We start from the raw sequence: 23550 nt of genomic DNA, 5'->3' as shown, positions 1-23550 counted from the left end.
TTCGGTGCAACCGCTTCGGGGCGTGGTTGCACCGGGACAGTGATCCGCACGAGCCACTCCATCAGTATCTTTCATTAACTTTTATGTACTAGTGCTCCGTAGCCGATAGTACATGACCCATACGTCGGTCGTACGTACCGTAGCCGCCGTCTGACGCACTCGAGATGACGTATTGCTTTCTGATGACACTCAACTCGACCGACAATGAGCACACGAAACGTTCCACCCCAGTCAAGTTCGCTGATCGATCGACCACAATCGTCCGAAACGACCGCGACCGGCTCCGAAACGCGGCCAGTTACCGAAACGGCACCTGCAACCTTCTCTCACCGGAACACGCAGCGACTCGAGAACCTGTTCGACGAGTTCAACGCCGCCGTCGCGACTAGCCAGTCGGCCTCGGCGACAGAGACCTAAGAAAACCGCTGATTCGTTCTACTGGCGAACACGCCCTCGAGAGGGGACAGTACAGAATGTCCCTCTTTTCGAGTTAAAGCCTGGCGTAGTTCACACGCAGAATAACGTGGACGTGTCGCGTTAGCACGACGTGATGGTGATTGGCGGTGGCGGCGACGATCGTCGCCCGACTCGACGACTGCTTCTTCGCTCCGCCAGCGTCGCCGGAAGTCTCTCGGCCGTCAGCGGCGTCGGGTCGGTCGTTCGCAGTCGCATGATCGAGGATAGCGACGACGACGGTATTCTCGACGCAAAGAAGCGTTCGGCGACGTTTCACCGACGGCTGGAGGGGATTTTCGGCGACCAGTTCGAGGGACTCGCGGTCGGCCGTCCAGATCTCCTGCTCGACGCCAGATACGTCGGCGGGACGTCGATCTCTCCGGGGACGAAACGAACGATCGTCGACCTGGTTCGCACTCGCGGCATCCACGCACAGTGGCTCGACTACCCGACACGATACGACCCGCAAGCAGTCGCCAATCGATACGGAACGACCGTCAAGGGCCTGTTATGGGGTCGAGACAGTTTCTACAGCGAGGAAATCGAGGACGTCCTCAAGAACGTCGCGCTGCAACTACTCGTCGTTCCGGGTACGACGAAAGCCGCCGACGCGGGGCGGATCTACAGCCACTGGATCGACGCGATGGGGGGCGGACCCGACGGCCACGTCAACGGATTCAGCCTCGGGAACCGTGCCGTCGTCGCAGAGCGAGACGACCCGTTCGAAGAGGCAGCTCTCGTCCTCCACGAGATCACCCACCTCGTGCTCTGTCACGACGACGACCCCGAAAACACGGGCGTGATGGGCACCGCCGACGAAGTCGCCCTGATGGACCACGAGTGGGACCAGTTCCGAAACGGACTCGACAATGTCCGGGACACGACGGGCTACGACATCGCCTTCCGGCCGTGTCTCTGGCAGGAGAACCTGTCGGCGATCCTCGAGTGACGTATGGAAAAACGTCTTTATGAAGGGGACCGTACGCTCAAGTGGCCGATGACGATGCACCCGCTCCGAGCCGGACTCGGCACCCGGTGACGACGAGCCCTATGAGTGCCGAGGCTCTCGATTTTGACAGTAGAAGCCGCCGCGATACGTCGATGACTGTGGCCATAGCAGATACGGGCTTCGATTGTGCACCCACCGGGCGGTCAGAGACGGAGTTGAGAACGTTGCCGACGTAGCACCCGATGCGACCGTCGAAAACTCCCATCTGGTCCGGGAGATTGCGTGCGCTCGTAAACGCCCGGAGTCGGAGTCCGAAATTTTCGCCGGGGAGTCGGTCAGTGTCACCCCGAGCGAGCGGGGATGCCGAGAAACTCGAACGGTTCGGTGTCGACGAGTTCGTCTGCGACGTCGCCGGCGAAGACGTTTGCCTGGTTCTCGCCGAGGGGAAGCGTTCGAACGCCGGCATCAGGGGAGAAGTCGACTCCGCCGAGGTCCAGCCAGAAGACGTTCGGCGAAAGTGCGGACTCGAAGTAGTAGCGTCGATCCCGGTGGTCCGCGACTGTTCGCCAGCGAGTCGAGGAGATGTCGGGTTCGTCAGACGTGCTGAGCCCGTATGGGACCGAGACGTTACGGATCGCGCCAAAGACACTCGCGGTTGCGACTCGACGGCTCGCAGTCTGTGGCATCGCGTCGGCGAAGAAACTCGCCCGGACGAATCGGTCGGCCGCACGATTCGTGCCCGGTAACATGACGGTGCCGCCGATCTCCGACCAGTACTCGCCGAGTGCGAGTTGCTGGTCGAACGGCGGCGAGTTGGTCATCACCTGGTACTCTCGTCCATGGTGGATCGTTAACTCGCCGTCGACATACTCGAAGACGGCGCTGTCTCCCGTCGCGTCCGACAGGGAGAGATGCAGAGTAGCGAACCGATCTTCGTCCGGAATCTCTGCAGAGACGACGACGAACTCCGCTTCCCGGTGGCTCTCGACTGCTTCAGCGACTGTTCCGAAGTTGTCGAGAGCGTACTGCGCCCACAGCGAAATCGCCAGTCCGGACGCATCGCCGTTCCACTGGGGATAGTCGGACTCCGAAAGCCACAGGAGATTCGCAGCCAGACCGGCCTCGTTCATTCCGTCGGTCGTCGCGATGTCGTAGGCGGAAGCGGTGACGCTACCGTACTCCGCAGTCCACTCGATCGAGTTTGGGCCGACCGCGCCAGTTCGTTCCACTCCGCGTGGAAACACCCAGATGTTGGTGCCGATCTCACCGTGCCAGTCCATCGTTCGGCCGGTCATAACGACGTTTCCAGAGCCGAGGTACACCAATCGTGTACACATTTACGATCGCTCCTCCGACCTTCGGCCGTTGTGCCCTCTGGAACCGAACATGAACCAGCCGTACCTCGAGCAGAAACATAAATCGCGACCGGATCGAACTGGAACGTCGCGGCTGGATGACTGTTTCTCTCGAGTTCGAGAACGAGGAAGACGACCGAATCACCGCGTCGACCACCTCGGAGTCGGCGAGTCGGGTGGTCGATAGAACGGCCGTCACTGTTTCGCGGATGTGCTCTCGCTGTGGCAGCGCTTTGGCGATTGCCGTCGATCCCGTTCCGACTGGAGTGTCGACGGCAACCACGACCGACCGGGGAAACATCCAATACCCCACTTGCCGACTGAACCACACGTGAGCGACAGATCGTGGAGACGGTTCTCGCTCGCCGGGTTCGTCGTCGCCCTCGTGGCGATGGCCGTCGGCGCAGCTGCAGGGCTGGCGCTCGTGCCCGTCGCCGGTTCCTTCGTCGGCCTCTTCGTCGGCGGGTTTGTGACTGGTATGGCAGTCGAGAACCGTCCGTTGCTCGAGACTGCCATTGCTGCCGCACTGGCAACCCTCGGGGTCCTCGCTGCCGGCGCGGGCATCGGCAACGAGATCGTCACTGCGGTGGCCGTACTCGGTGTGGTCGATCCTGCGACCTTGCTCGTGTCGATCGTGCTTGCCGCCGCCGTAGGGGCGTTCGGTGCGCACTTCGGCGACGACCTGCGGGACGGGCTGACCGAACCCGTCGAGGAGGCCGATGCTCGAGTCCGGAGCTCTGACTCCCCGTCGTCGCCCGTGGCGGGGTCGTCGGCGTCTCACGCTGCCGACGCCGCGGACGAGCACGAGCACGGGCACGAGCGGGTGGCCGACGAGCCACAGAACTCGGCCGACTCCCGCGACGACGTCGAGGTGGACCGTAACTAACGGGACAGCTCGTGTTCGGGTTCTGGATTTATTACCACCGATGTGGAAGGAGCGAGCGTATGAGGAGTCGCGAGTGGTCCCGGCGTGACCTGTTGAGATCCGTGGGAACGGGCACACTCGGTCTCGGCGTCGGAGCCGCCGTCTACCGCTGGCTTGACCAGTACATCGTGGGCACGCGGTCGGCCGACGGCGCGGCCGCGGTCGCGTCCGTCTCGGACAGCGGGGCGGACCGGATCGATCTCACCGAGCACACGTCGCTGAAACTGGTTCGGGGCGTCTTCCCGCCGGCCCGTCTCGAGTCGTTGCGCTCCCGCGACGACGTTGCGTTCGTACAGCCCGACCACACACTGACGCGCGTCTCCACGCGAGCGGACGGGACCGAACAGACGCTCCCGTGGGGGGTCGATCGGATCGGTGCCGGCGTCGCCCACGCGGCGGGAGCGACGGGAGCGGGTGTCGATGTCGGCGTCATCGATCACGGCATCGCCGTCAGCCACGTCGACCTGGCGGGGAACCTGGCGGACCCGAACGCCGAATCCAACCACGAGTCGTGGATCGACTGCGACGGGTGTGACCTGCCGTGGGGGGACGACCTCGGGCACGGAACCCACGTTGCGGGGACCATCGCGGCCGGTGACGGCGACGGCGGCGTCGTCGGCGTCGCTCCGGACGCGACGCTCCACGCGCTGAAGGTCTGTGGTGGGGCGGGTGGCTGTCGTGCCTCCGCGATCGTCGAGGCGATCCGGTACGCCGCCGACCAGGAGTGGGACGTGATCAACCTCAGTCTCGGATCGCGCCAGACATCCCCCGCCCTGCAAGTCGCCGGAGAGTACGCCCTCGAAGCAGGGGTCTTGCCGGTCGCGGCCGCCGGGAACTACGGTCGGCCCGACTCCGTCGGCTACCCTGCCGCTTACGACGAGTTCGTCGCCGTTGCCGCGACGGATATCGACGACGATCTCGCCGGTTTCTCGTCGACCGGCCCCGAGGTCGACATCGCGGCTCCGGGCGTAGATGTCTGCTCGACGAGTGTCGACGGCTACGCCACCCAGAGCGGGACTTCGATGGCGGCACCGCACGTGACGGGTGCCGCCGCCACGTTGCTGGCCGACGGCGACACTCCGGCCGACGCTCGCGAGCGACTGCTCGAGACCGCCGAAGACCTCGAGATGGACGACACCAACCAGGGGGCCGGCCTGGTCGACGTGGCGGCAGCCCACGGGTACGAGTCGGACGACGGCGCTGTAGAGCGACCGCGTTGTCCGTCCTGACGGCCGATTCCTCCGGACGGTCGGTTCCACTTTGACGGTCGGCTTTTCCAGGGTAGTCGATTCCACTCGAGGCAGGTCCAACGCCCTAATAGCTGACACAGCGTCGTCTCGTCGATTTCGAGGCGATATCGTTCCGACAGCCGGTCGCGATTTCTCTCGAGTATGGACGCGATCAGTTGCCGGAGGAATCGCCCCTATTTACTCGTGCAGACACGAAATAGAGACTCTCTAGTACCGCCCCAACCGTCGCCTGACGGGTCGAATCGAGCCACACCGCCAGATTCGACCCATCAGTTCAGGCTTGGCCCGCCACTAGACTAGTCGCAGCGGTCTTGAGTGCTCGGAAAGTGTGGTTTCCGATCAGGTTGTGGACATGTCTCAGTCGAATGGTGTGACGATGGATGGTGACTTCCAGTGAATTCACTACTACGCAGAAACTCTTCGCGGAATTTTTCGGCTCCAGGACGCTCGCCTTCGTCCTCATGTCGTGGGGACTGCTCGCCGACGGAATGCTCGAGGCGAGTCCAGGCATGGGCGTGCTGGTTATTCTTTCTCGCGATCTGCAGGAGTTCAGTCTGGGACAGGCCGAAGTCACGCCCGTGGAGACTGCGACCGCTGTGGAAACCAACGGCGGCTGGTCTTCGTCGGTTCCTGCAAGTCACGTCATCGAAACGGGAAGCCACGGGACTGACCCGAGGCGGTTCACCTGTCCCGCCCGCTTGGACTTCGCGCTCACTCGAGCAATCTCGGAGTGCTACACTGGTTTTCGTCACACTGGTCGATAGCGGATTCGATTCCGGACCGGATTTGCTCGCTATCGCCGATCCAGTATCGGTCTCCAACGAAGACGACAGGCACAGCCTCGTTTGGAAGCTGGTACGTCTCGACCACGTCCCGAAACTTGTCCTGATTTTCCTGATCGTTGTACACTTCGTACGCGAGAACGGCGACGTCGTCCCGCTCGTGGAGTGTTTCGAAGAAAGAGCGTTGCTCCTCGCAGACGGGACAGCCGTCCCCCCAGAACCAGATGACAACAACGGCTGAATCGACGTCTTCCGGGGCAGTTGCGAAGGTCGAATCTTTGGCGTCGGTGCTCTCGAGACAACCAGCGAGCCCGCCCCCCAGTCCGAGGCCGCTAGCTGTGAGATACGTTCGGCGCGTGATCCGTGACCGGCCGTTGCTGTCGGTGCGGGTCTGCTTTTTCATGTGTTGGATCAATTCACGTATCCCGCTTAACCTATTTCTGGTGGAACAGTGTGGTGCCGTACGGTGGTGGGGAGTTCAAAGCCGCCCAGTTCGATAGAAAACAACGCTAACCGCCGCCGTGATACCGGCTGCTCCGGCGAACAACAGAACCGTCGCCTGAACGCTCTCGAGGATGGTCGGCTCGACGAGGAGAGCTCCGCCAAGAGCGATCATGACGGTTCCGGCGAGCAACTTGAGGACTCTGCCCTTCGGTTCCCCGTAACGAATTTTCTCGAGCGTGACGACGGCGACGCCGAAGACGACCAGTTCGATCGAGAGATAGGCAAGGAGGTACAGGGAGAGAAGACTGCTGTAAATGGCCGTCGAAGGCTCCGTTGCAGCGACGAGATTGGACCAGACGAGCGGGAACCCGGAAGTACACGGGAGTTCGACGAGAGCAATGCCAGCCGCCATAATCGCCGTCGCACCGATCGTCGAGAGCATGCCATCGGCGTAGACTGCGGTTCGGATTCGGTCGTATATCTTCGGTTTGTGCGAGTCCCCAATGCTAAACGAGACCCACCGCCCGAGTGCGAAGAAGTCTTTTATTGACACGATGCCGAACACGATGGCGAAAAAAGCCACGACCGCTCGAATCGCGTCCAGGTGACTGACGTAGGCGAAGATACTGAGGACACCCGCGATGAAGAGACCGTAGATCACTGCGGTGATAGAAAGGAAGGTCAGTCCGACCACGATACTCTTCTTTCTCCCAGCGTGGACTGTGATTCCCAAAAGGACGGTCAGTACCCACAGAGAGCAGGGGTTGAAGCCGTCGACTAACCCGATCAAAAGCGTGGAAACGAAAAGCGAGTGCTCTTCCGGTTCGATCTCACCCAGAATCGGGAACGAAATCGGTCCCGAACCGAAGACGAAAGCGCCGACGAGAAGCAACGGGACGATGAGACCATAGACACGACGGGTATGGGATCTCACGATCGAACGATCTCATCGAGTCGACTAAAGACATTCGCTGTCGTCTCTCGACGCCTCAGACGGTTTACTGTAGTCAATTCCCACTGATCAGTTGCGGTGGGTAGCTCCCAGGGGCCCCTCGAGAGCAGGTCGCCCGCGTTCGATTCGACGGTCGTCGGGTGACCGGTGAAAGGAAGTCTTAAGTCGAACGCGGCGGTAGGACAGGCTGCGGGTTGGTGATCTAGTCCGGTTATGATACCTCCTTCACACGGAGGAAGTCGGCAGTTCGAATCTGCCCCAACCCATTCCTGACGAACTGACACGACGAACGCAGTGAGGAGTGCGTTCGTCAGAAATTGTTGTGGCAGTTTGAATCCTGGAAGTCGCAACTCGCGCAGCGAGGGAAGTGAGCGAACAAGAACGGCTTCCTTCGGTTCGAATCTGTCCCAACACGCAATTTTGCTGCGGGAAAATCCGCGAACAGCACGTTTGTTACGACGCCGTCAGACGGACTGCTGTCCCGATGTACCGGCCCGACCGCAGGAGAGTTCACGGTCGCACCGGAACTGACTGACAGCAAACCGTATCAGAATCTGGTTCGGTCGTCCACACTCGGCTCGTCGCCGACCGCAGCCAGTTCGACGTGGCGGCCGCGAAATGGCAGGACAGTCTGTAGTTTTCGAACAGCGTCCGTATCGTTGAGTCGGGTAGCGAGGTACGGCACGGCGAGCGCACCGCCGAACGCCAGCGCGAATCCGATCGTTTCGAGAATCGATGCAAGACTCACCATCGTCCCCGCGATTACGAGGCCACCTTCGACGGCGAGGGATACCTCGAGGAGTTTCACGACGCCTAACAACGGGAGTACGAGCAGACCGAGAAAGAGGAGAGACGCAGCAAGTGGATTGGCCGTTCGATTCTCGAGGAGCGGCCAGGTAACGAGCCCGCCAAGCGACGCTCCGATAGCCATCGTCGTGAACTCCTCGGAACCCAGAGCGAACGCGGCAACGGCGATAGCCAACGAGAGGGCAAACATTGGCGTGACCGACCGGGTCGTGATCCGTACTGCGACTGCGACGAGCAGCAGTCCCAGTGTTGCACCGATGATGACGTCACCGAGGTAGTGGACGCCGATCACGACCCGCGAGAGCGGAATCGTGACGACGAGAAAGGCGGCAGCTGCATACCGTTGGTGGCGTGTCCCCGTATTCGTGACGACGGCCAGTGCTCCGTAGACTGCTGCAGCACCCATTGCGTGGGCACTTGGAGTGCTCCAACCCGGATACGCCGCCGGTGCGAACTCGAGTGGCGGCTCGGCCACGTACAGCGGTCGTGGGATCTCGAGGATTCCTTTCAGGCCGGTGACGAGGGCGAGCGTCGTCACGGCAACTGCGAGCACCATTGCCCGATCGTGGCGGTCTGTTTCGCTACCGAACCAGTACAAGAGGGTAGCGATGGCAACGAGTATTGCACCGTCTCCGAGGACAGTCAGGGCCCCGAAGGCGTCGACGACGACGCCGGGGAGTGCCTCGTGGATCGCCCGGTTTAGTTCCGGGTCGAATAGCCTGGTCGGGAACACTTGCTCCTCGCTCATCACGCACAGGTTTCGAGTCCTCGGTGATAAAGATACAACCGCATGCGTTTGCCTTCCCGTGAGTGACGAGTGTTCCGGCGCGACTGCAAAGGGCTCGCGGTCGGGCCGGTACATCGGGACAGCAGTCCGTATGAGTGTGGGTTGGAACCTCGAACGCCACGCTCGGCGGAAATCTGATGGCCGGATTCCACGTCTTGCAGGACGTAGAAGAGATCAAACGTTACGTTCCAGCGACTACCTTTCGTCTGTGACCGCTGTCCTCGAGGCGGCCGCGACGAGTACAGGTGTCTTACTCGCTCCGAGAGCGGAAACTGCCGCCGCGTTCGCGGCATGCGCTTACGATTGATTTCCCGTTCAGTTGCGCCGTACCGGGAGTTTTACGTACAGTTGGCGACGACTACGGGCCGATGACGCTGTACTCCCGGGTTCGCCCCCTCGTGTTCAAATTACCACCCGAACGAGCCCACAACCTCGTCAAGAACGTGCTCCGGCCAGCCCAGGCAACCCGACCATCCAGGGCGGCACTGTCGTACGCTTTCCGGTACGAACATCCCGCACTCGAGGTCGACGCTTTTGGATCGACCTACCCCAATCCGGTCGGCGTCGCCGCCGGCTTCGACAAGAACGCCGAAATGACCCACGCACTCGCGGCGCTCGGCTTTGGCTTCGTCGAGATCGGGACCGTCACACCCTATCCACAGGACGGCAACGACCGACCGCGGATGTTTCGCCTCCCGGAGGACAAGGCGGCGATCAACCGTATGGGCTTCAACAATCAGGGGATGGAACGCATCAAGGAACGCCTCGAGTCCGACGGGACGCCGAACGTCCCCCTGGGCGTCAACGTCGGCAAGATGAACTCGTCGGACGAGGACGAGGCAATCGAGGACTATCGACGCGTCTTCAACCGCCTCTCGTCGTTTGCCGACTACGTCGCCGTCAACGTCTCCTGTCCGAACACACCCGACGAGTTCGACGAGACGTCACCCGAACACCTAGAACGGATCGTCGACGCTATCGAAGCCGAGAACGACCGTGACATCCCGATCCTGGTGAAGATCGGTCCGGACTCACCAGACGAGTCGATCCTCGACCTCGTCGACGTCGTTCGAGACCTCGAGGTCGACGGCATTATCGCCACGAACTCCTCGACGAGCCGTGACGGCCTCGAGTCTCCCAAGCGCGACGAGTGGGGTGGGTTAAGCGGCAAACCGATCGAGAACCGGTCGACGGCCGTGGTCCGGGCGATCGCCGAGCACACCGACGGCGAACTCCCGATCATGGGTGTCGGCGGCGTCGACTCCGCCGAAAGCGCGTACGAAAAGATACGTGCAGGTGCATCGCTCGTGCAACTGTACACTGGATTCGCCTACGGTGGCCCCTCGACCGCGAAACAAATCAATCGTGGACTCGTCGACCTCCTCGAGCGTGATGGCTTCTCGTCGGTCGAGGAGGCCGTCGGCGCGGACCTCGAGTAGCGTCGCCAGATACGGACGAGACACACCCAAATACCTTCTACCGGGAACGCGAACAGTCGACTATGGCGAGTCGACCGACGACGATCGCAACCGGGTTTCTCTTGACCGGGGTCTTTCTGTGTGCCGCTATCGCGTTCGCGTTCTTTCTCTTGCCACGGCCGGAGCTCCCGCTCTCTGCGTGTACCGACGTCGGATACGCGGGTGATTCCGGTGGCTTCGAGTACTACGAGTACTCGTGGCTCTGGGTAGCGTATTCGCCGGATGGCGGTGTGAACCGGTGTAGTACCCCGATCGTGACGATCGCGGTAGGGTGTTTCGTCGTCGGAAGCAGTCTTCTCGGTATCGAGCGGTACCGTGGTTGACTCTGTCACTCGATGACCGTGGGCATCGGACCGGTGACGGAGAGATATACCGACTGGAGTTCGTCCTGTCCCTCTCGGATTCGGCGTCAGCGTCGGTCGCAGTCATGCCACCGATCCTCCGCCAGTCCGAACGAACGGCTGGAACATATACGCTGTGTGTATTTTTCACCTGGTGGGAGCGTCCGGACTCGAGGAAGTCGTCGCCGTGTCTCCCGATTATGAGTCGGCGGGGTCGACTCGAGTCCCGTACCCACTCTCACCAACGACCGCGCCGTCCTCGTACACTATCTCACCACGAACCACTGTCGTACTGGCTTTCCCGGTGAAAGACTCGCCGACGAATGGCGTGACGCAGTTCTTCGAGTGGAGCTCGGAGGAGTCTTCGAGCGTCCACTCTCGCTCGGGATCGACGATCGTGAAGTCGGCGTCGGTCCCGACCTGTAACGATCCTTTCTGCGGGTACATCCCCCAGACCTGGGCCGGGCGCGTGGAGTGGTAGCGAACCCACTCTTCGAGCGTTAGTCGGCCCTCGTTCACGAAGGATAGCATGACGGGAATCTCGGTCTCGAGACCGACGAAGCCCGAGGTTGCGTCCCAGGTGTTCCCGAAGGGGTCGTCGACTTTCTTCTCCGCGGGCGTGTGGGGTGCGTGGTCCGTGGCGATGTGGTCGATCGCGCCGTCGTCGATCCCGACTGCCCAGAGCCGCTCTTGCTCGTCGGCGTCGCGGATCGGCGGCTGGATGCGTGCCGGGTTCCCTTTCTCCCGCATCACGTCCTCGGTGAACCAGAGGTAGTGTGGACAGGTTTCGGCGGTTACATCCACACCTTGCTCTTTCCCGCGGGCGACCGCTTCGGCGGCCGAACCCGACGAGACGTGGAACATATGGATCTTCGCGCCGGTCTCGTCGGCGAAAGAAATCATTCGCTCGACGGCCTCCTGCTCGGCGATCACGGGACGAGAGTGAGAGTGGTCGATCGGCTCGTCGCGTCCGTCCTGCTGGAACTGCTCCGTGTAGTAGTCGATGATCTCACCGTTCTCTTCGTGAAAGCCGAGACGCGTACCCGTCTCGCGGATGCGTTCCATCGCCTCGAGGATCTCGCCGTCGGTCGGCGGCGGCACGTCGCCCACGGTCGACCCGAGGAAGATTTTGAATCCGAGTGGGCCGACCTCGTCGATGTCGGGGATCAACTCGAGGTTCTCCGAGGTGACGACCGCGTAGCTCTGGAAGTCGACGTGGGCCGAAGTCTCGCCGCGCTCGAACTTCAACTCGAGGTGTTCGGGCCGGTCGATGACGGGATCGGTGTTTGGCATCCCGACGACGGTCGTCACGCCCCCGGCGGCGGCAGCGTGGGTAGCAGTTTCCCAGTCTTCCTTGTACTCGAGTCCGGGTTCGCGGTTGTGGATATGACAGTCGACGATGCCCGGGACGAGTACCTTGCCGTCGGCGTCGACGACGCGGTCGGCGTCGGGGAGCCGGTCGCTTCGGCCAACAGCGACGATCGTGCCGTCATCGACGGCGACGCCCGCATCGGGCGTCCGTCCCGCGGGAGTGACGACGGTGCAGTTTACCACGACGAGATCGACAGTCATTGCCGACCGTTTGCCGAGGCGAGTGCATATAGTTTCGGTTGCCCAACGAATCACGACGCGTCGCAGTTGTCGCTCGTAGGGGTCGGCTACGACGTGGTACGAGTGGTATACTAAACGACGAGCGCAGCGTCCTGTGACCGATGAGTTCGCCAGCGATCCGCGACAAAACGATACTCGTGACCGGCGGTGCAGGCTTCATCGGTAGTCACCTCGTCGAGACACTGGCTCCACACAACGAAGTCCGGGTGCTCGACGACTTCTCGAGCGGACGACGAGCGTCCCTTCCCGAACCCGTCGACGTATACGAGGGCGACGTCTGCGATCCGATCCTCCTCCAGCGGGCCGCACACGGCGTCGACCTGATCTTCCACCAGGCCGCGATGGTTTCCGTCGACGAGAGCGTCGACGCGCCGCGACGGAGCAACCGGACGAACGTAGACGCCGGGCTCCTCGTCCTCGAGCAGGCACGACAGGAAGACGCTCGCGTCGTCGTCGCCTCGAGTGCAGCGATCTACGGCCACCCGGAGGCACTTCCAGTCCCCGAGACCGCGGCTACCGAACCGGCGTCGCCGTACGGTATTCAGAAACTCGCACTCGACCAGTACGCCCGTCGGTACGAGGAACTGTACGACCTGCCGACTGTCACACTGCGGTACTTCAACGTCTACGGCCCCCGCCAGCAGGGCCCCTACAGCGGCGTCATTTCGACGTTTCTTGAGCAGGCTCGCGCGGACGATCCGATTACGATCGAGGGCGACGGAAAACAGACACGGGACTTCGTCCACGTCGACGACGTCGTCCGGGCGAACCTGGCTGCGGCGACGACCGACGAAGTCGGCACCGCCTACAACATCGGGACAGGCGAACGCACGTCGATCGACGAACTCGCCGAGACGATCCGATCCGCCACGAAATCGTCCTCCCCAATCGTCCACCACGAACCACGACCCGGCGACGTCCGCCACAGCGGTGCCGATGTCTCGAGAGCGCGTCGTAGACTGGGGTTCGAGCCGCGGGTAAGCCTCGAGTCAGGGGTTCGATCGCTCGTCGCGGATGGAGAGTCGACAGCGACCTCCGCGGTTTCCTGGGAGACGGGCACTCACGGGTAAGGTCGGACTGGCCAGTTGTGGCGGTCGCCCTGGTATCGTCGCTGGCTTTCGTTTGGAAAGTACAGCCGCATTGCGACGACGGCGAAAGCAGAAATCCGTCTATCCCGGATCGACGGATCGGTTCCCGTTCCGTTCAGGTACGTGTACGTGAGAGATAACTATCGGTATGGGCAGCCTCACTCGCGTGCATGATCGATAGCCTCATCGTATTCGCAGCCAGCCTGTTGATCGGCGCGGTCGGGATTTACGCCGGCGCGAAGGTTGTCGTCGACGCCGAAGATTACACGTATGCGATTGTCACTGCACTGATCGGTGCAGTCGTCTGGGCGATCGTCGGGTTCTTCTTCGGCTGGATTCCGCTGCTTGGACCGTTGCTCGTCTTCGTCGCATACCTCGCAGTAATCAACACACGGTATCCGGGTGGCTGGGTCGACGCCGCAGCGATTACGATCATCGCGTGGGTTTCGGTCCTGGTCGTTCTCTACGTCCTCGCACTGGTCGGCGTCACTGGATTCGAGGCCGTCGGAGTGCCGGGCGTCTGATAGCAGTAGCGGTTTGCTGATGGGAGCGCCGAAACCCAAATATGCATTACTCGCTGAATCCAGTTCGAATCCGAACTAATCGTCTCGAACGTCCGGCCGCGTTTATTCAGCACCTCGGCGAACGGTCGGCCGGCGTCTCTGGACGAGACTCCTAGTCGTCGCTGCGGTCGTCGTCTTGGCGGAGCGTGACGGCCTAGTGCTTTGGCAAGCCTGAACGGATGAGTGAAACCGAATGCGGTCGTCTGGGTTCACGCAGCAGTCGACGCTTGGCGGAGTACTAGTACCGTCCCAACCGTCGACTGACGGGTCGAATCGAGCCACACCGCCAGATTCGACCCATCAGTTCAGGCTTGGCCCGCCACTAGTAGTGGGCCACGCCTGCACTGCTGGATCGACCCCGATCGTGTCGACCGGTTCGACTCGTCAGTCGGCGGCTGAAACGGTACCAGCGGACACACCGGGAGCGGTTCAGACGACGAGTTGGCAAGCGAATCACCGAAACCCAACGGACGACGATCAGCCTGCGATCGTCGCCAAGAACGCCGACTTGGACAAAGGTCCCCAGCCAATACACGTCACCAAGTTGACTGCAGGGGAGCCCAAACGCCAGTCCAGACAGCCACACCTGTCGTTACCCGTGATATACAAAATCATAAATAACAATACATGAATTATAAAAAACACTTTGTGGGGCGGTCACGACGGTACAGAAACGAGTGAGCGAACCTCCATTTACCGACACCACATGAGCATCCGTTTCCACCCCCCGGGCAGTATCGACACGCTCACTCTCCCAGCGAGCGATGGCCCAATCACTGGCACCGACTCGAGTCTCATCGTGACGGCGGGGCGAGACTCGTTGCTCCAACTCGGCGGCACTCCCCATCTCGCTGCCCTAATCGGGATCATCGGCCTGGTGTTACTCGGCGGGATTCTCGCGGTCCGAAACCGTCTCGAAAGTCGTCGGTCGATCGGGGACGAACAGGAGGGAAGACCCGACGAGTACGTGACAGACCGGGAGAAAGTCCGACAGCTCATCAACGAAAACGGTGGCCGCATGAAACAGTCACGGATCGTCGACTCGGTCGACTGGTCGAAGGCAAAAGTGAGTCGGCTCCTTACCGAACTCGAGGAGGACGGACAGATCACGAAACTTCGACTTGGACGGGAAAATCTGGTTTGTCTCCCAGGGAACGAGCCGACGGCGTCGAAACCGCCAGAACAGCCACAAAACGAACAGTAAACAGCCCGAATTATTACTGGATATTAGCACGGTCACGAAAACAGTTCGTTTCGTTCTCGAACGGCCGTTCGGAGAACCGACCCGTCGGTGTAGTATCCAGTTTCCCGATGAAATCGTTGTCCCGGTTTATGCACCGAAATCACGACTCTCCGATGCCTTTCCGGGCACAATATGAGCGCACGCAAGCAGCTACTCGTAGTACTCACTGCGTTGATGATGGTCTGCTCGAGCGGGGCGATGGTTGCAGGTGCCGCCACGGCACCAGCGACTGTCGACGAGCAAGACACAGACGACGGTGAGATAAACGAAACGGACGAACCGATCGAGGACGAGGAGAGAGAAGATGATGTCGACGATGACGAGGAAATCGAACTCGAACCCGACGAACCCGACGAAGAACAAGCCGCGTACGTAACATTCGAAGATCAGGAGACGACGGGCGAGACCGTCGTCGTGGACGAAGTCACGATGGCAAACGGTGGCTTCGTGGTGATTCACGACAGTAGTCTGTTGATCGGGGAAGTTATCGGTAGCATCATCGGATCGTCAGCGTACCTGGAAGCGGGAACCCACGAGAACGTCGAAGTGACTCTCGACGAACCACTCGAGGAAGACGAAACGCTGATCGCGATGCCGCATCGCGACACGACCGACACCCAGGAGTTCGACTTCGTCGAGACTGATGGTGAAGAAGATGTCCCGTATCTGACTCCCGATGAGGAACCGGTGACTGACGATGCTGTCGTGACTGTCACCGACGAACCAATCGAAGAGGAACCTGTTGACGACGAACCCGTTGACGACGAACCCGTCGATGACGAACCTGTTGACGACGAACCCGTTGACGACGAACCTGTTGACGACGAACCCGTCGACGACGAACCTGTTGACGACGAACCCGTCGACGACGAACCTGTTGACGACGAACCCGTCGATGACGAGCCAATCGAAGAGCCGATCGACGAGTTGCCCGACGAGGTAGCAATCGACATCAGCATCGATCACGCGGACATCTTCACGCACGTCGAAGATGGTGAGATGCCGATTGACGAGAATGACCTCGAGGACGAACTTGACGACGAAATCGACGAGAACGATGGTGTAAACGACGAAATCGACGAGAACGACGACGCAAACAACGAACTAAACGATGCAGTCGAGAACAACCTCGACGAAGACGAACTCGAGGTAACCAACGACCAGCTCGACGTCTCGATCGAACAAGCGACTGTTACGCAGATCGGAGACGAGATCGACGACGAAGAACCAGACGAGATCGACGACGAAGAACCAGACGAGATCGACGACGAAGAACCAGACGAGATCGACGACGAAGAACCAGACGAGATCGACGACGAAGAACCAGACGAGATCGACGACGAAGAACCAGACGAGATCGACGACGAAGAACCAGACGAGATCGACGACGAAGAACCAGACGAGGTAACTGAGATTACGATCGGTGACGCGACTGTCTTCGCCGTTCTGGATGGCATCGAGATGATGGACGAGATCGACGATACCGAGGTTGACGACGAAAACGACATGCAGGACGGTCCCGACCGGATCAGTCTCTCCGCCGATCGAGCGACTATCTTCGTCGTCATCGATGCTGACGATATCGATCAAGATCCTGTCGCTGACGACGATACAGTGAACGACGACGCGATGGACGACGACCTCGACGTAACCGACGAACTCGAGGACGTCACTATCGAGCAGAGTACGATCTTCGTCTACGTCGAGGGGATGGACGCCATTGATGACGATATGATGGACGACGACGCAATGGACGATGATATGATGGACGACGACGCAATGGACGATGATATGATGGACGACGACGCAATGGACGATGATATGATGGACGACGACGCAATGGACGATGATATGATGGACGACGAGGACGACGAACTACCTGACGAGAACGACGAGGTCGACGACGATCGCTTGCAGGTACTGATCGAGCAGGCGGAGATCTTCCTCTACGTCGAGGGCGTCGACGTCGGTCTCGACGACCTTGAGGACGAACTTGACGACGAGCAAAACGCTGCTACGATCGGAGCGATCGGCGTTTAACCGTTCTCGTTCTTTTTGTCGAGGGTTGTCCGCGTCGAGACTGTAGGGCGCGATCGGGAACTGCCTGGACGGGTTGGTCTCGAGCAGTACGCGACGGGTATCCTGTTACTCGAGGATGCAGTAGAGGCTACTTGCGCCGATGACGAGCAGTACGGCGACGCTCCACAGGACTGGATCTACTGTTGCGACGAGTGGGATGTCGAACCCAGTCAGTGCGATCACGGCCAGACCGACCACGGCAGCAGCGAAATGAAACTGCAGGACGTTCGAGGGGTCGTCGTCGTGGCCGTCGACGTACGTGAGAACGTCCTCGAAGTTCTGTCCGGGGTGGATGGTCTTCGTATCGGAGTCGTACTCGATCACGTCGTCTTCCTCGAGTTGTGGGAGATGTGTCTGTTGGAGCGAGACGTAGACACTCTTGTAGAGGTTGTTCGGGACCGAGCCCGAATCCGTATCCACGTCGGACTCGGTGGCTGCGATTTCGGTTGCGACGTCGGAGACGCCGACCTGTCCGGACTTCTCGGCGAGCAGCTGGACGATTGCACGTCGTCTGTCGTTGCCGAGGATGTGAAATACCTCGCTTTCCGCCAGCGAACCGGTTCGATTCGTCTGAACGGACATTGATCAGGAAAAGAACAGTGAAGCGTCGTCTACGGACAGTCCATCATCGGCCATCGTGCACGTCCACCTATTTGTGAACCATTGACTTTAACCTCCGGTATTACTTCCAACAATAACTAATTGAAAATTTCGTCTGGCAGTACGGACGACTCCGAACCGCGGCAGGTGGTCGGTCACTCTGACTCGGTCTGTGGGAGGTGGCCGCCCGACTGCATCTCCCGGTACGTCGTACAACCGGGACAGCCGTGAACGACGTCTCCGTTGTCTCCGAAGACGCGTGCGAACTGCTGGGTAACGTGGGTGCCGCAGTTTCGACAGCGAGCGCCTGCTGTCGACGATTCCATCGGCCGCCAGTTCTGTTGTCTCGAGTTCATGATTGTGGTGGCGTGAGAGTCGAACGATTGGGGGTGACGGTCGCGGCGTGTCGTGGCTGCCGTGTCAGCGGCAGTCGCCGGTGCCGTCGACGACGCGTGCGCCGGGCACACTCGACCGAGGGGCGCAGATGTGAATAAAGGGCCAAGACCGTTCAGAGGCGAGAGAGATGGCTGGAACCGGGAAATTCGGTGTTTGAGAACGGGAATTGGAGGGCAGTGGACTACTGTGGGTCGATCGTGGCTCTTGCGGACACTGTGGTCCCAACGTGGATTCAGACGAATTGAGCCGTATTCGACGGCTGTATAGCGGATTCGTCGAGTATTGAGCGAGCAGAAACAGCTGGTTTCCGAGTGGAAACAAAATATTTCGAGACCGAACGATTGTCTTACCCATCATAAGACGGTTCGTTATAAAATACCCGGAGCGCTTACCGCTCGTATCGCTAGAGAGTAATGGTGATATGTGCGACGGCAGTCACAGACGACTGCGAGACCCCCGTATTGGCCCCTCTCCAGATCGAGAGCGAGCGAATGAATCGAGTGGACGAGACCCATCACGACGATGTCAACACAAGCGAGTAACACGCGATCGGAGTCGACTCCTGACTCCGCGGCTCAACTGGATGTCCTCGGAGACGAGTGTGCACGGACGATCGTCGTCGCGACAAGCGGCGGTCCGAAGACGGCAAAGGAGTTAACAGACCGGACGGATAGCTCGTCGGCGACCGTCTATCGACGAATCAACAATCTTCTCGAGAGCGGTTTCCTGGCCGAGTGCGTCCGATTCGAGGACGACGGTTCGCACACGACGGCGTACGAAGCGACCGTCGACGGACTCGAGATCGACATCGGTCCGGACGGGATCGACGTAACGCTTACAGCGACTGACGAGTAACCGTTTTGCCAGTCGTTGCTCGACTGGAAGCGAGTCTGGAGCGTTCGTACTCTCCGTGTCTGTCGAATTCGTGCACCACGTTCGATCGCTGCCGATCGGTTGTCGGTCGTGTCTTTCACGAGAACACACAGTTTAGTTCCCTCCGAGGCGTATGAAAGAAGCACTAACTGAACTGTACGACACGGATAACAAACATCCACTCAGTGGAACGGTCACTGTGATTGAGCAATGCACGATCTGACCGGCTTTCAGCGAGATCTGCTATACGTGATCGCAGGGGCAGACCGACCGTCGGGACAGACGGTCAAAGACGAAGTCGAGAAGTACTACAGTTCGGAGATCAATCACGGACGCCTGTATCCGAACCTCGACACCCTCGTCAACAAAGAACTGGTCGAGAAGGGACAACTCGACAGGCGAACGAACTACTATGCGATTACGGAATCCGGCCGGCAGCGGATCGACGAGCGCCGCGAGTGGGAGGAACAGTACGTCGATTTTTGACTCGGACAGTCTTATAAACGGCGTATCACGTCCATAACAAAGCCGTCGAATCGGTATGCAGTCGACGGAATGGCACAGCGATTTTCTGGTGGAACGTGGACGGCGGTGGCTCGTCGATGAGCTTCGAGACAGCGACGCGGACGCGGCTCGCATCCGTCCGCAAGTATCCGACGGACCTTGCGATAGTCTCGTTTGCCGCAGTTCTCGCGTACGTCGCCGTGACGTCGCTTGCGGCAGGGAACGGGCTTCGACTGTTCGCGACGGTTGCACTCGTGGTGTTTTTGCCGGGGTACGCCGCCGTTTCGGTGTTGTTTCCGACGAGAGAACGAAGCGCTTGCGAGACGGCGACGGCTGCCAAGACGCATCCTCGAGGGATCGATACTGTCGAGCGTTTCGGGCTCTCCGTTGCGCTCTCGGTCGCGATCGTCCCGCTGGGTGCGATGATACTCGCGGTGACTGAGTGGGGTATCGCGACAGAGCCGGCTGCTGGGGCGTTGAGTTTGGGTACGGTCGTCGTGGCACAGGTCGGTGTCGTTCGGCGATTTCGGACGCCGGAGTCGGAACGGTTCACGCTCTCACTCACCACGGTGGCTGCTGTCGTTCGACGCGACTCCGGCGAAGTCACGGCGGCGTCGGCGGTGCTCGTCGTTGCGATCGGCCTCGCCGTCGGTGCGCTTCTGTTGGGTGTTCTTGCACCGACCGCGACCGACGGGTTCACCGAGCTCGGACTCTACTCCGAGACCGACGACGGCGATCTGGTCGCGGGCGAACTCCCTGACGAGGTCGAACCCGGCGAGCCGGTGCCGATCACCATCGCAATCGAGAACCACGAGCGCGAACACACAGAGTACGCGGTGGTCGTCCAGCAACAGCAGGTAGAGAACGGCGAGGTCGTCGAACGGACCGCCCTCGAGGAGATTGACGGAAGCGTCTCCGCTGGTGGGATCGGCACTGGTGAGTACAGCGTCACGCCGGCGGCCGAGGAGGGTGAGACGGTCCGGATTAGCGTTCTGCTGTACTACGACGAACCGCCGCTCGAGCCGACGAACGAGAACGCCGTGGAGGACACGTACGTCTGGGTGACGGTTACCGAAGGTGAGGACGACGGCTGATGTGGTCACCGAACTCCCGTTTGTTCGAAACGGTTTCAGTTGGAGCAGTAGTTGAAAGTATGCACCAAAACCGGAACCGATTCTGACCCGCTCGGTGAAGATTCTCGGCGAAGACGCGACTGGCAACAATCCGCCGTCTTAAAAGTGAGTGTTTTGTGATATAACGCGGAGAAATCAGTGACGGAACCCGAGAAACAGTGTTCGTTGGCGAGTGCTACGGCTCACCGTTTTGCTACCACGAGAAGGCGCTTCGGCCTCAGCCGTACCCGACGTCCGGGAACTCCAAGTCGAGACTCAGGCCGCTTAGAACGCGCCGGTCGAGTTCGTCCAGGTACGTCGCCTGCTTCACCACAATCTCATCATCGTCGCGGTCGGGACTTTGGTCAGCGACAGCGGTGTTCAGCATTACCCACCCGTTGTACAGCAGGTTCTCCATCATCCAGAGGAACCGCCGGTATCCGAGGTCACGCGACCGCGTCTTCGCCGCGAACGTCTTCTTCTTGTCGCGGAACGCCGTCTCAATCCCCCACCTGTCCCGGTAGAGGCGACCGATCCCCCATGCTGTTCCCTCTGGGTCATGTGCGACCGGATTGTTGTCCGGGTCGATCCCCTCACCGTCCACGGTCTTGCTCGTGATGATGCAGAAGTAGTCGATCTCCTCCTTGTCCTTGTGGGGCTCTTCGATGGCCTGGTCGAGCGTCAGCTGTCCCTCCGGAACGCCCTCGTCTTCATCGTCGCCGAAGTCATCGAGCGTGGTGTCCGGTTCGTCCTCTTCGTCGTCCTTCTTCTTGTGGTCGGGAACGCTTTTGAAGTCCTTCTCCAAGCCCACGAGGGTGGTGTTGTGCGTGCGGCGGCGACCGCTACTCGACAGCGTCCAGTTGCTGTCCCAATCGGCGCGTCCGTCAAAGTCTGCGACCGTCTCCTTCACCGGGTTGGTCGCGCCTTTCCGAATCGCATAGTCACAGCCGATTTGGCGGATGTACCGGCATATCTTCGTATCGACGAACTCGGCGTCGGCCATCACGGTATCGATGTTCACGAGGTCGCGGGCGCGGTCGAGGATGTAGCGGACGGCCTGGAACTGGTCGTTCTGCGGTGTGTAGGACAGCGAGGCGATGATGAACGCCCGTCCGTTGATTTTGATGGTGCCCTGGAGTTCCTTCCACGCGTAGCCGGTGTCGAGATGGCTCTGTTTGTGGACGCCTATCGGTGGATCGCTCTTCACCGAAGAGTGGCGACTGTGGTCGTGGGTCGTGTAGTCGATGCGGAGGTTGAACGTGTCGTCGTCGATGACGCCCTGCTCGTCTCGAAGCCACTCAATCTGGCGTTCGATGGCGTCCTCGGTGCGGAGGTGCCACGTTGCGGTCTCGCCGTCCGGGTCGTGGGGGTCGATGGTCCACGCCTCTTCGAGGGCGTCCCGGAGATCCCCGCGGACGATAGCTGGGTCCACGAGGTCGTGCGCCGGAAGCCAGCGCGCGCCGTAGGCGTCCTCGTTGTCCCAGTCGTAGCCCTCGATTTTCGTGCGTTCAACGTCCCGAACGGTCCGACGGAAGGTCTGGGGTGTGAAGACGTTCCAGTCCTCGGTGCCGTCGTCGTGTTCTTCGATGAGGCCGTAGTCCTTGGCCATCCGCTCGATGCCTTCTTCGGCGTAGTCGTTCCGGCGGCACATGTGGGCCCCCGAGTCGGTGATGAGGTCGCCATCCCACTCGAAGGACTTGTCCCGGTCGTACGAGCAGATGTCGCGGATGATGTCGGCTTGGATGGTGTAGGCGTCCTCTTTAATTTCCTGCTCCATCTCGCCGATGGGGTCCACGTCGGGTCCGTCGTCGTTCTGGTGGTCGGCGATGGGGTTCTCGCGGATGTCCGCGGCAGTCTCCAGCTCGTAGTCTTCGGCTTTGACGGCGCACTCGGCGGCGAGGTACCGGACGTGGTCACGGAACGCGGGCCGAACGCGCGTCATCCACTGCTCTCGGAGTGTCCGCTCGGTCGGTGTTTCCTCAGGGACGAAGCCGAAGCTGGTGGCAAGGGCGGGGTCAGAGCCGAGGCGGTCGGCGAGGTCTTCCCAACTGACAACGGAGTAGCCGTCGGAGGGAGCGATGAGGCGGTAGATCCACGCGCAGACGACTGGTTTGAAGTCGTACGTGGAGTTGGGTTTCAGGTCGTCGTCGGGGACGGCGTCGATGAGCGGCGGGTTGATGACATCGGAGACGTCGTCGTAGCGGTGGGCGAGATCCCGCCGGAGTGCTTCCAGAGCGCCGTCGAAGGAGCCCAGGTCGAAGTCTTCGGTGGGTGTGTCGGAATCGGTGTCGGCGGGTTGGCGAACTGTCTTCGCGGAGACTTGTCCGGCGGGCGCGTAAAGGTCGTCAGAACTGGCGTCAGGTTCGATTTTGCCGACGATGTCTTCCTCGTGGTCTCTGCATCCTGTCACGTGTACGCGACCAGTAGCCTATCGGGAATTAAATGATTACCGACGAGAATGTAAATGGTGCGAGTCAGAAAACGGAATTCCGCGCCATTGCGGGATACTCTGACAGATCCACTCTATCAGGTCGCAGAGGTCATTGGTCGAGTACTCGTCGAACACCGTCCGGGCGGCTTTCCGGAGATTGCCGTGGCCGCCGTGCCCGAACACCTTCCCGATCTACGGCCCGGCTTCGTAGCAGTAGCGTATCTGGCTGTTCTAGCGTTCAGTGACGTAGTTGTTCTCAATGGGGTGGTCCAGCGTGCAGGTCACGGCTGAACAGCCCCGTAGGCGTACGGTTCGAACACGAACCCCAGATAACGGCCTCCTGCTGGAGCAAGAATGTGAGATTCTGAACGTACAGAAGTCATAAATTGGGGTAAGAGGGTTTCATACAACTGTTCCCCATACCCCGTCTATCGATACTGTTGCACCAATAAGTACAGAGGCTGAAGTCAGCAGTTGACTACTGTTGGTTTCCCACTATTAAGTATGAATCAGACGATGAGTGT

Annotated in this window: 21 protein-coding genes and 1 tRNA gene; 14 read left to right on the top strand and 8 right to left on the bottom strand. The window is 60.5% G+C overall.

All coding sequences use genetic code 11. The features are described from left to right. Nucleotides 1-204: 204 nt before the first annotated feature. Nucleotides 205-417, top strand: coding sequence for a hypothetical protein (locus tag NATGR_RS14595; protein WP_005580772.1), 213 nt, complete (start codon nt 205-207; stop codon nt 415-417). Between the two features lie 133 nt (nt 418-550). Continuing rightward, nucleotides 551-1405 carry a hypothetical protein gene (locus tag NATGR_RS14590; protein WP_005580771.1) on the top strand — a complete coding sequence of 285 codons (855 nt, stop codon included), beginning with the start codon at nt 551-553 and terminating at the stop codon, nt 1403-1405. Between the two features lie 341 nt (nt 1406-1746). On the opposite strand, the gene NATGR_RS14585 is transcribed toward NATGR_RS14590, so the two are convergent. Then, a complete protein-coding gene (locus NATGR_RS14585) occupies nt 1747-2742 on the bottom strand; it encodes a linear amide C-N hydrolase (RefSeq protein ID WP_015233749.1) in 996 nt (331 codons plus the stop codon). 349 nt (nt 2743-3091) lie between these two features. Here NATGR_RS14585 and NATGR_RS14575 point away from each other — a divergent pair, with 349 nt between their 5' ends. Then, on the top strand, nt 3092-3646 hold the full coding sequence (locus tag NATGR_RS14575) for a hypothetical protein (protein ID WP_005580768.1): 555 nt from the start codon (nt 3092-3094) through the stop codon (nt 3644-3646). 101 nt (nt 3647-3747) lie between these two features. Continuing rightward, complete coding sequence (locus NATGR_RS14570; protein WP_231990783.1) at nt 3748-4914, top strand: S8 family serine peptidase; 1167 nt, start codon at nt 3748-3750, stop codon at nt 4912-4914. 732 nt (nt 4915-5646) lie between these two features. On the opposite strand, the gene NATGR_RS14565 is transcribed toward NATGR_RS14570, so the two are convergent. Continuing rightward, the gene (locus tag NATGR_RS14565) at nt 5647-6120 is read right to left on the bottom strand and encodes a glutaredoxin family protein (RefSeq protein ID WP_005580766.1); all 474 of its coding nucleotides are present in this window, start codon (nt 6118-6120) and stop codon (nt 5647-5649) included. 75 nt (nt 6121-6195) lie between these two features. Next, nucleotides 6196-7095 (bottom strand): hypothetical protein, encoded by a 900-nt coding sequence (locus NATGR_RS14560; protein ID WP_015233747.1) that lies wholly within the window; start codon nt 7093-7095, stop codon nt 6196-6198. 209 nt (nt 7096-7304) lie between these two features. Here NATGR_RS14560 and NATGR_RS14555 point away from each other — a divergent pair. After that, nucleotides 7305-7379 (top strand) — tRNA-Val (locus NATGR_RS14555). A 281-nt stretch (nt 7380-7660) separates the two neighbouring features. Here NATGR_RS14555 and NATGR_RS14550 read toward each other — a convergent pair. Further along, nucleotides 7661-8668 carry a phosphatase PAP2 family protein gene (locus tag NATGR_RS14550; RefSeq protein ID WP_005580762.1) on the bottom strand — a complete coding sequence of 336 codons (1008 nt, stop codon included), beginning with the start codon at nt 8666-8668 and terminating at the stop codon, nt 7661-7663. A 407-nt stretch (nt 8669-9075) separates the two neighbouring features. Here NATGR_RS14550 and NATGR_RS14545 point away from each other — a divergent pair, with 407 nt between their 5' ends. Both NATGR_RS14545 and NATGR_RS14540 read left to right on the top strand, forming a co-directional pair. Next, nucleotides 9076-10146, top strand: coding sequence for a quinone-dependent dihydroorotate dehydrogenase (locus NATGR_RS14545; RefSeq protein WP_005580760.1), 1071 nt, complete (start codon nt 9076-9078; stop codon nt 10144-10146). 62 nt (nt 10147-10208) lie between these two features. Beyond that, nucleotides 10209-10508, top strand: coding sequence for a hypothetical protein (locus NATGR_RS14540; RefSeq protein ID WP_005580759.1), 300 nt, complete (start codon nt 10209-10211; stop codon nt 10506-10508). Nucleotides 10509-10724: 216 nt separating this feature from the next. On the opposite strand, the gene allB is transcribed toward NATGR_RS14540, so the two are convergent. After that, nucleotides 10725-12098, bottom strand: a complete 1374-nt coding sequence (gene allB, locus NATGR_RS14535) for an allantoinase AllB (RefSeq protein ID WP_005580758.1) — start codon at nt 12096-12098, stop codon at nt 10725-10727. A 140-nt stretch (nt 12099-12238) separates the two neighbouring features. Here allB and NATGR_RS14530 point away from each other — a divergent pair, with 140 nt between their 5' ends. The 4 genes from NATGR_RS14530 to NATGR_RS14515 all read left to right on the top strand — a co-directional run bounded on the left by NATGR_RS14530 (nt 12239) and on the right by NATGR_RS14515 (nt 17071). Continuing rightward, complete coding sequence (locus tag NATGR_RS14530) at nt 12239-13207, top strand: NAD-dependent epimerase/dehydratase family protein (RefSeq protein ID WP_005580757.1); 969 nt, start codon at nt 12239-12241, stop codon at nt 13205-13207. Between the two features lie 188 nt (nt 13208-13395). Further along, a complete protein-coding gene (locus NATGR_RS14525) occupies nt 13396-13749 on the top strand; it encodes a hypothetical protein (RefSeq protein WP_005580756.1) in 354 nt (117 codons plus the stop codon). Nucleotides 13750-14494: 745 nt separating this feature from the next. Further along, a complete protein-coding gene (locus NATGR_RS14520; RefSeq protein WP_005580755.1) occupies nt 14495-14992 on the top strand; it encodes a helix-turn-helix transcriptional regulator in 498 nt (165 codons plus the stop codon). Between the two features lie 171 nt (nt 14993-15163). Continuing rightward, nucleotides 15164-17071 carry a DUF7282 domain-containing protein gene (locus NATGR_RS14515; RefSeq protein ID WP_015233746.1) on the top strand — a complete coding sequence of 636 codons (1908 nt, stop codon included), beginning with the start codon at nt 15164-15166 and terminating at the stop codon, nt 17069-17071. Nucleotides 17072-17176: 105 nt separating this feature from the next. Here the strand turns inward: NATGR_RS14515 and NATGR_RS14510 are convergent, their stop codons facing one another. After that, nucleotides 17177-17692 carry a DUF7344 domain-containing protein gene (locus NATGR_RS14510; RefSeq protein WP_005580750.1) on the bottom strand — a complete coding sequence of 172 codons (516 nt, stop codon included), beginning with the start codon at nt 17690-17692 and terminating at the stop codon, nt 17177-17179. A gap of 173 nt (nt 17693-17865) precedes the next feature. Further along, nucleotides 17866-18036 carry a DUF7563 family protein gene (locus NATGR_RS19980; protein ID WP_015233745.1) on the bottom strand — a complete coding sequence of 57 codons (171 nt, stop codon included), beginning with the start codon at nt 18034-18036 and terminating at the stop codon, nt 17866-17868. A 592-nt stretch (nt 18037-18628) separates the two neighbouring features. Between NATGR_RS19980 and NATGR_RS14505 the strand changes: the two genes are divergently transcribed. The 3 genes from NATGR_RS14505 (at nt 18629) to NATGR_RS14495 (ending at nt 20577) form a co-directional block, all read left to right on the top strand. Then, nucleotides 18629-18961 carry a winged helix-turn-helix domain-containing protein gene (locus NATGR_RS14505; protein WP_005580746.1) on the top strand — a complete coding sequence of 111 codons (333 nt, stop codon included), beginning with the start codon at nt 18629-18631 and terminating at the stop codon, nt 18959-18961. Nucleotides 18962-19189: 228 nt separating this feature from the next. Further along, nucleotides 19190-19465, top strand: a complete 276-nt coding sequence (locus NATGR_RS14500) for a PadR family transcriptional regulator (RefSeq protein ID WP_005580744.1) — start codon at nt 19190-19192, stop codon at nt 19463-19465. A 116-nt stretch (nt 19466-19581) separates the two neighbouring features. After that, nucleotides 19582-20577: a DUF1616 domain-containing protein gene (locus tag NATGR_RS14495; RefSeq protein ID WP_015233744.1), complete on the top strand. Its 996-nt coding sequence runs from the start codon at nt 19582-19584 to the stop codon at nt 20575-20577. Between the two features lie 256 nt (nt 20578-20833). Here the strand turns inward: NATGR_RS14495 and NATGR_RS14490 are convergent, their stop codons facing one another. Next, nucleotides 20834-23005: a transposase gene (locus NATGR_RS14490; protein WP_005580742.1), complete on the bottom strand. Its 2172-nt coding sequence runs from the start codon at nt 23003-23005 to the stop codon at nt 20834-20836. Nucleotides 23006-23550 lie beyond the last annotated feature (545 nt).

Origin of the sequence: Natronobacterium gregoryi SP2, from assembly GCF_000230715.2 — an archaeon.
GTDB lineage: Archaea > Halobacteriota > Halobacteria > Halobacteriales > Natrialbaceae > Natronobacterium > Natronobacterium gregoryi.
The sequence above is the reverse complement of the archived record's forward strand: the minus strand, read 5'-3'. Positions and strand labels throughout refer to the sequence as shown.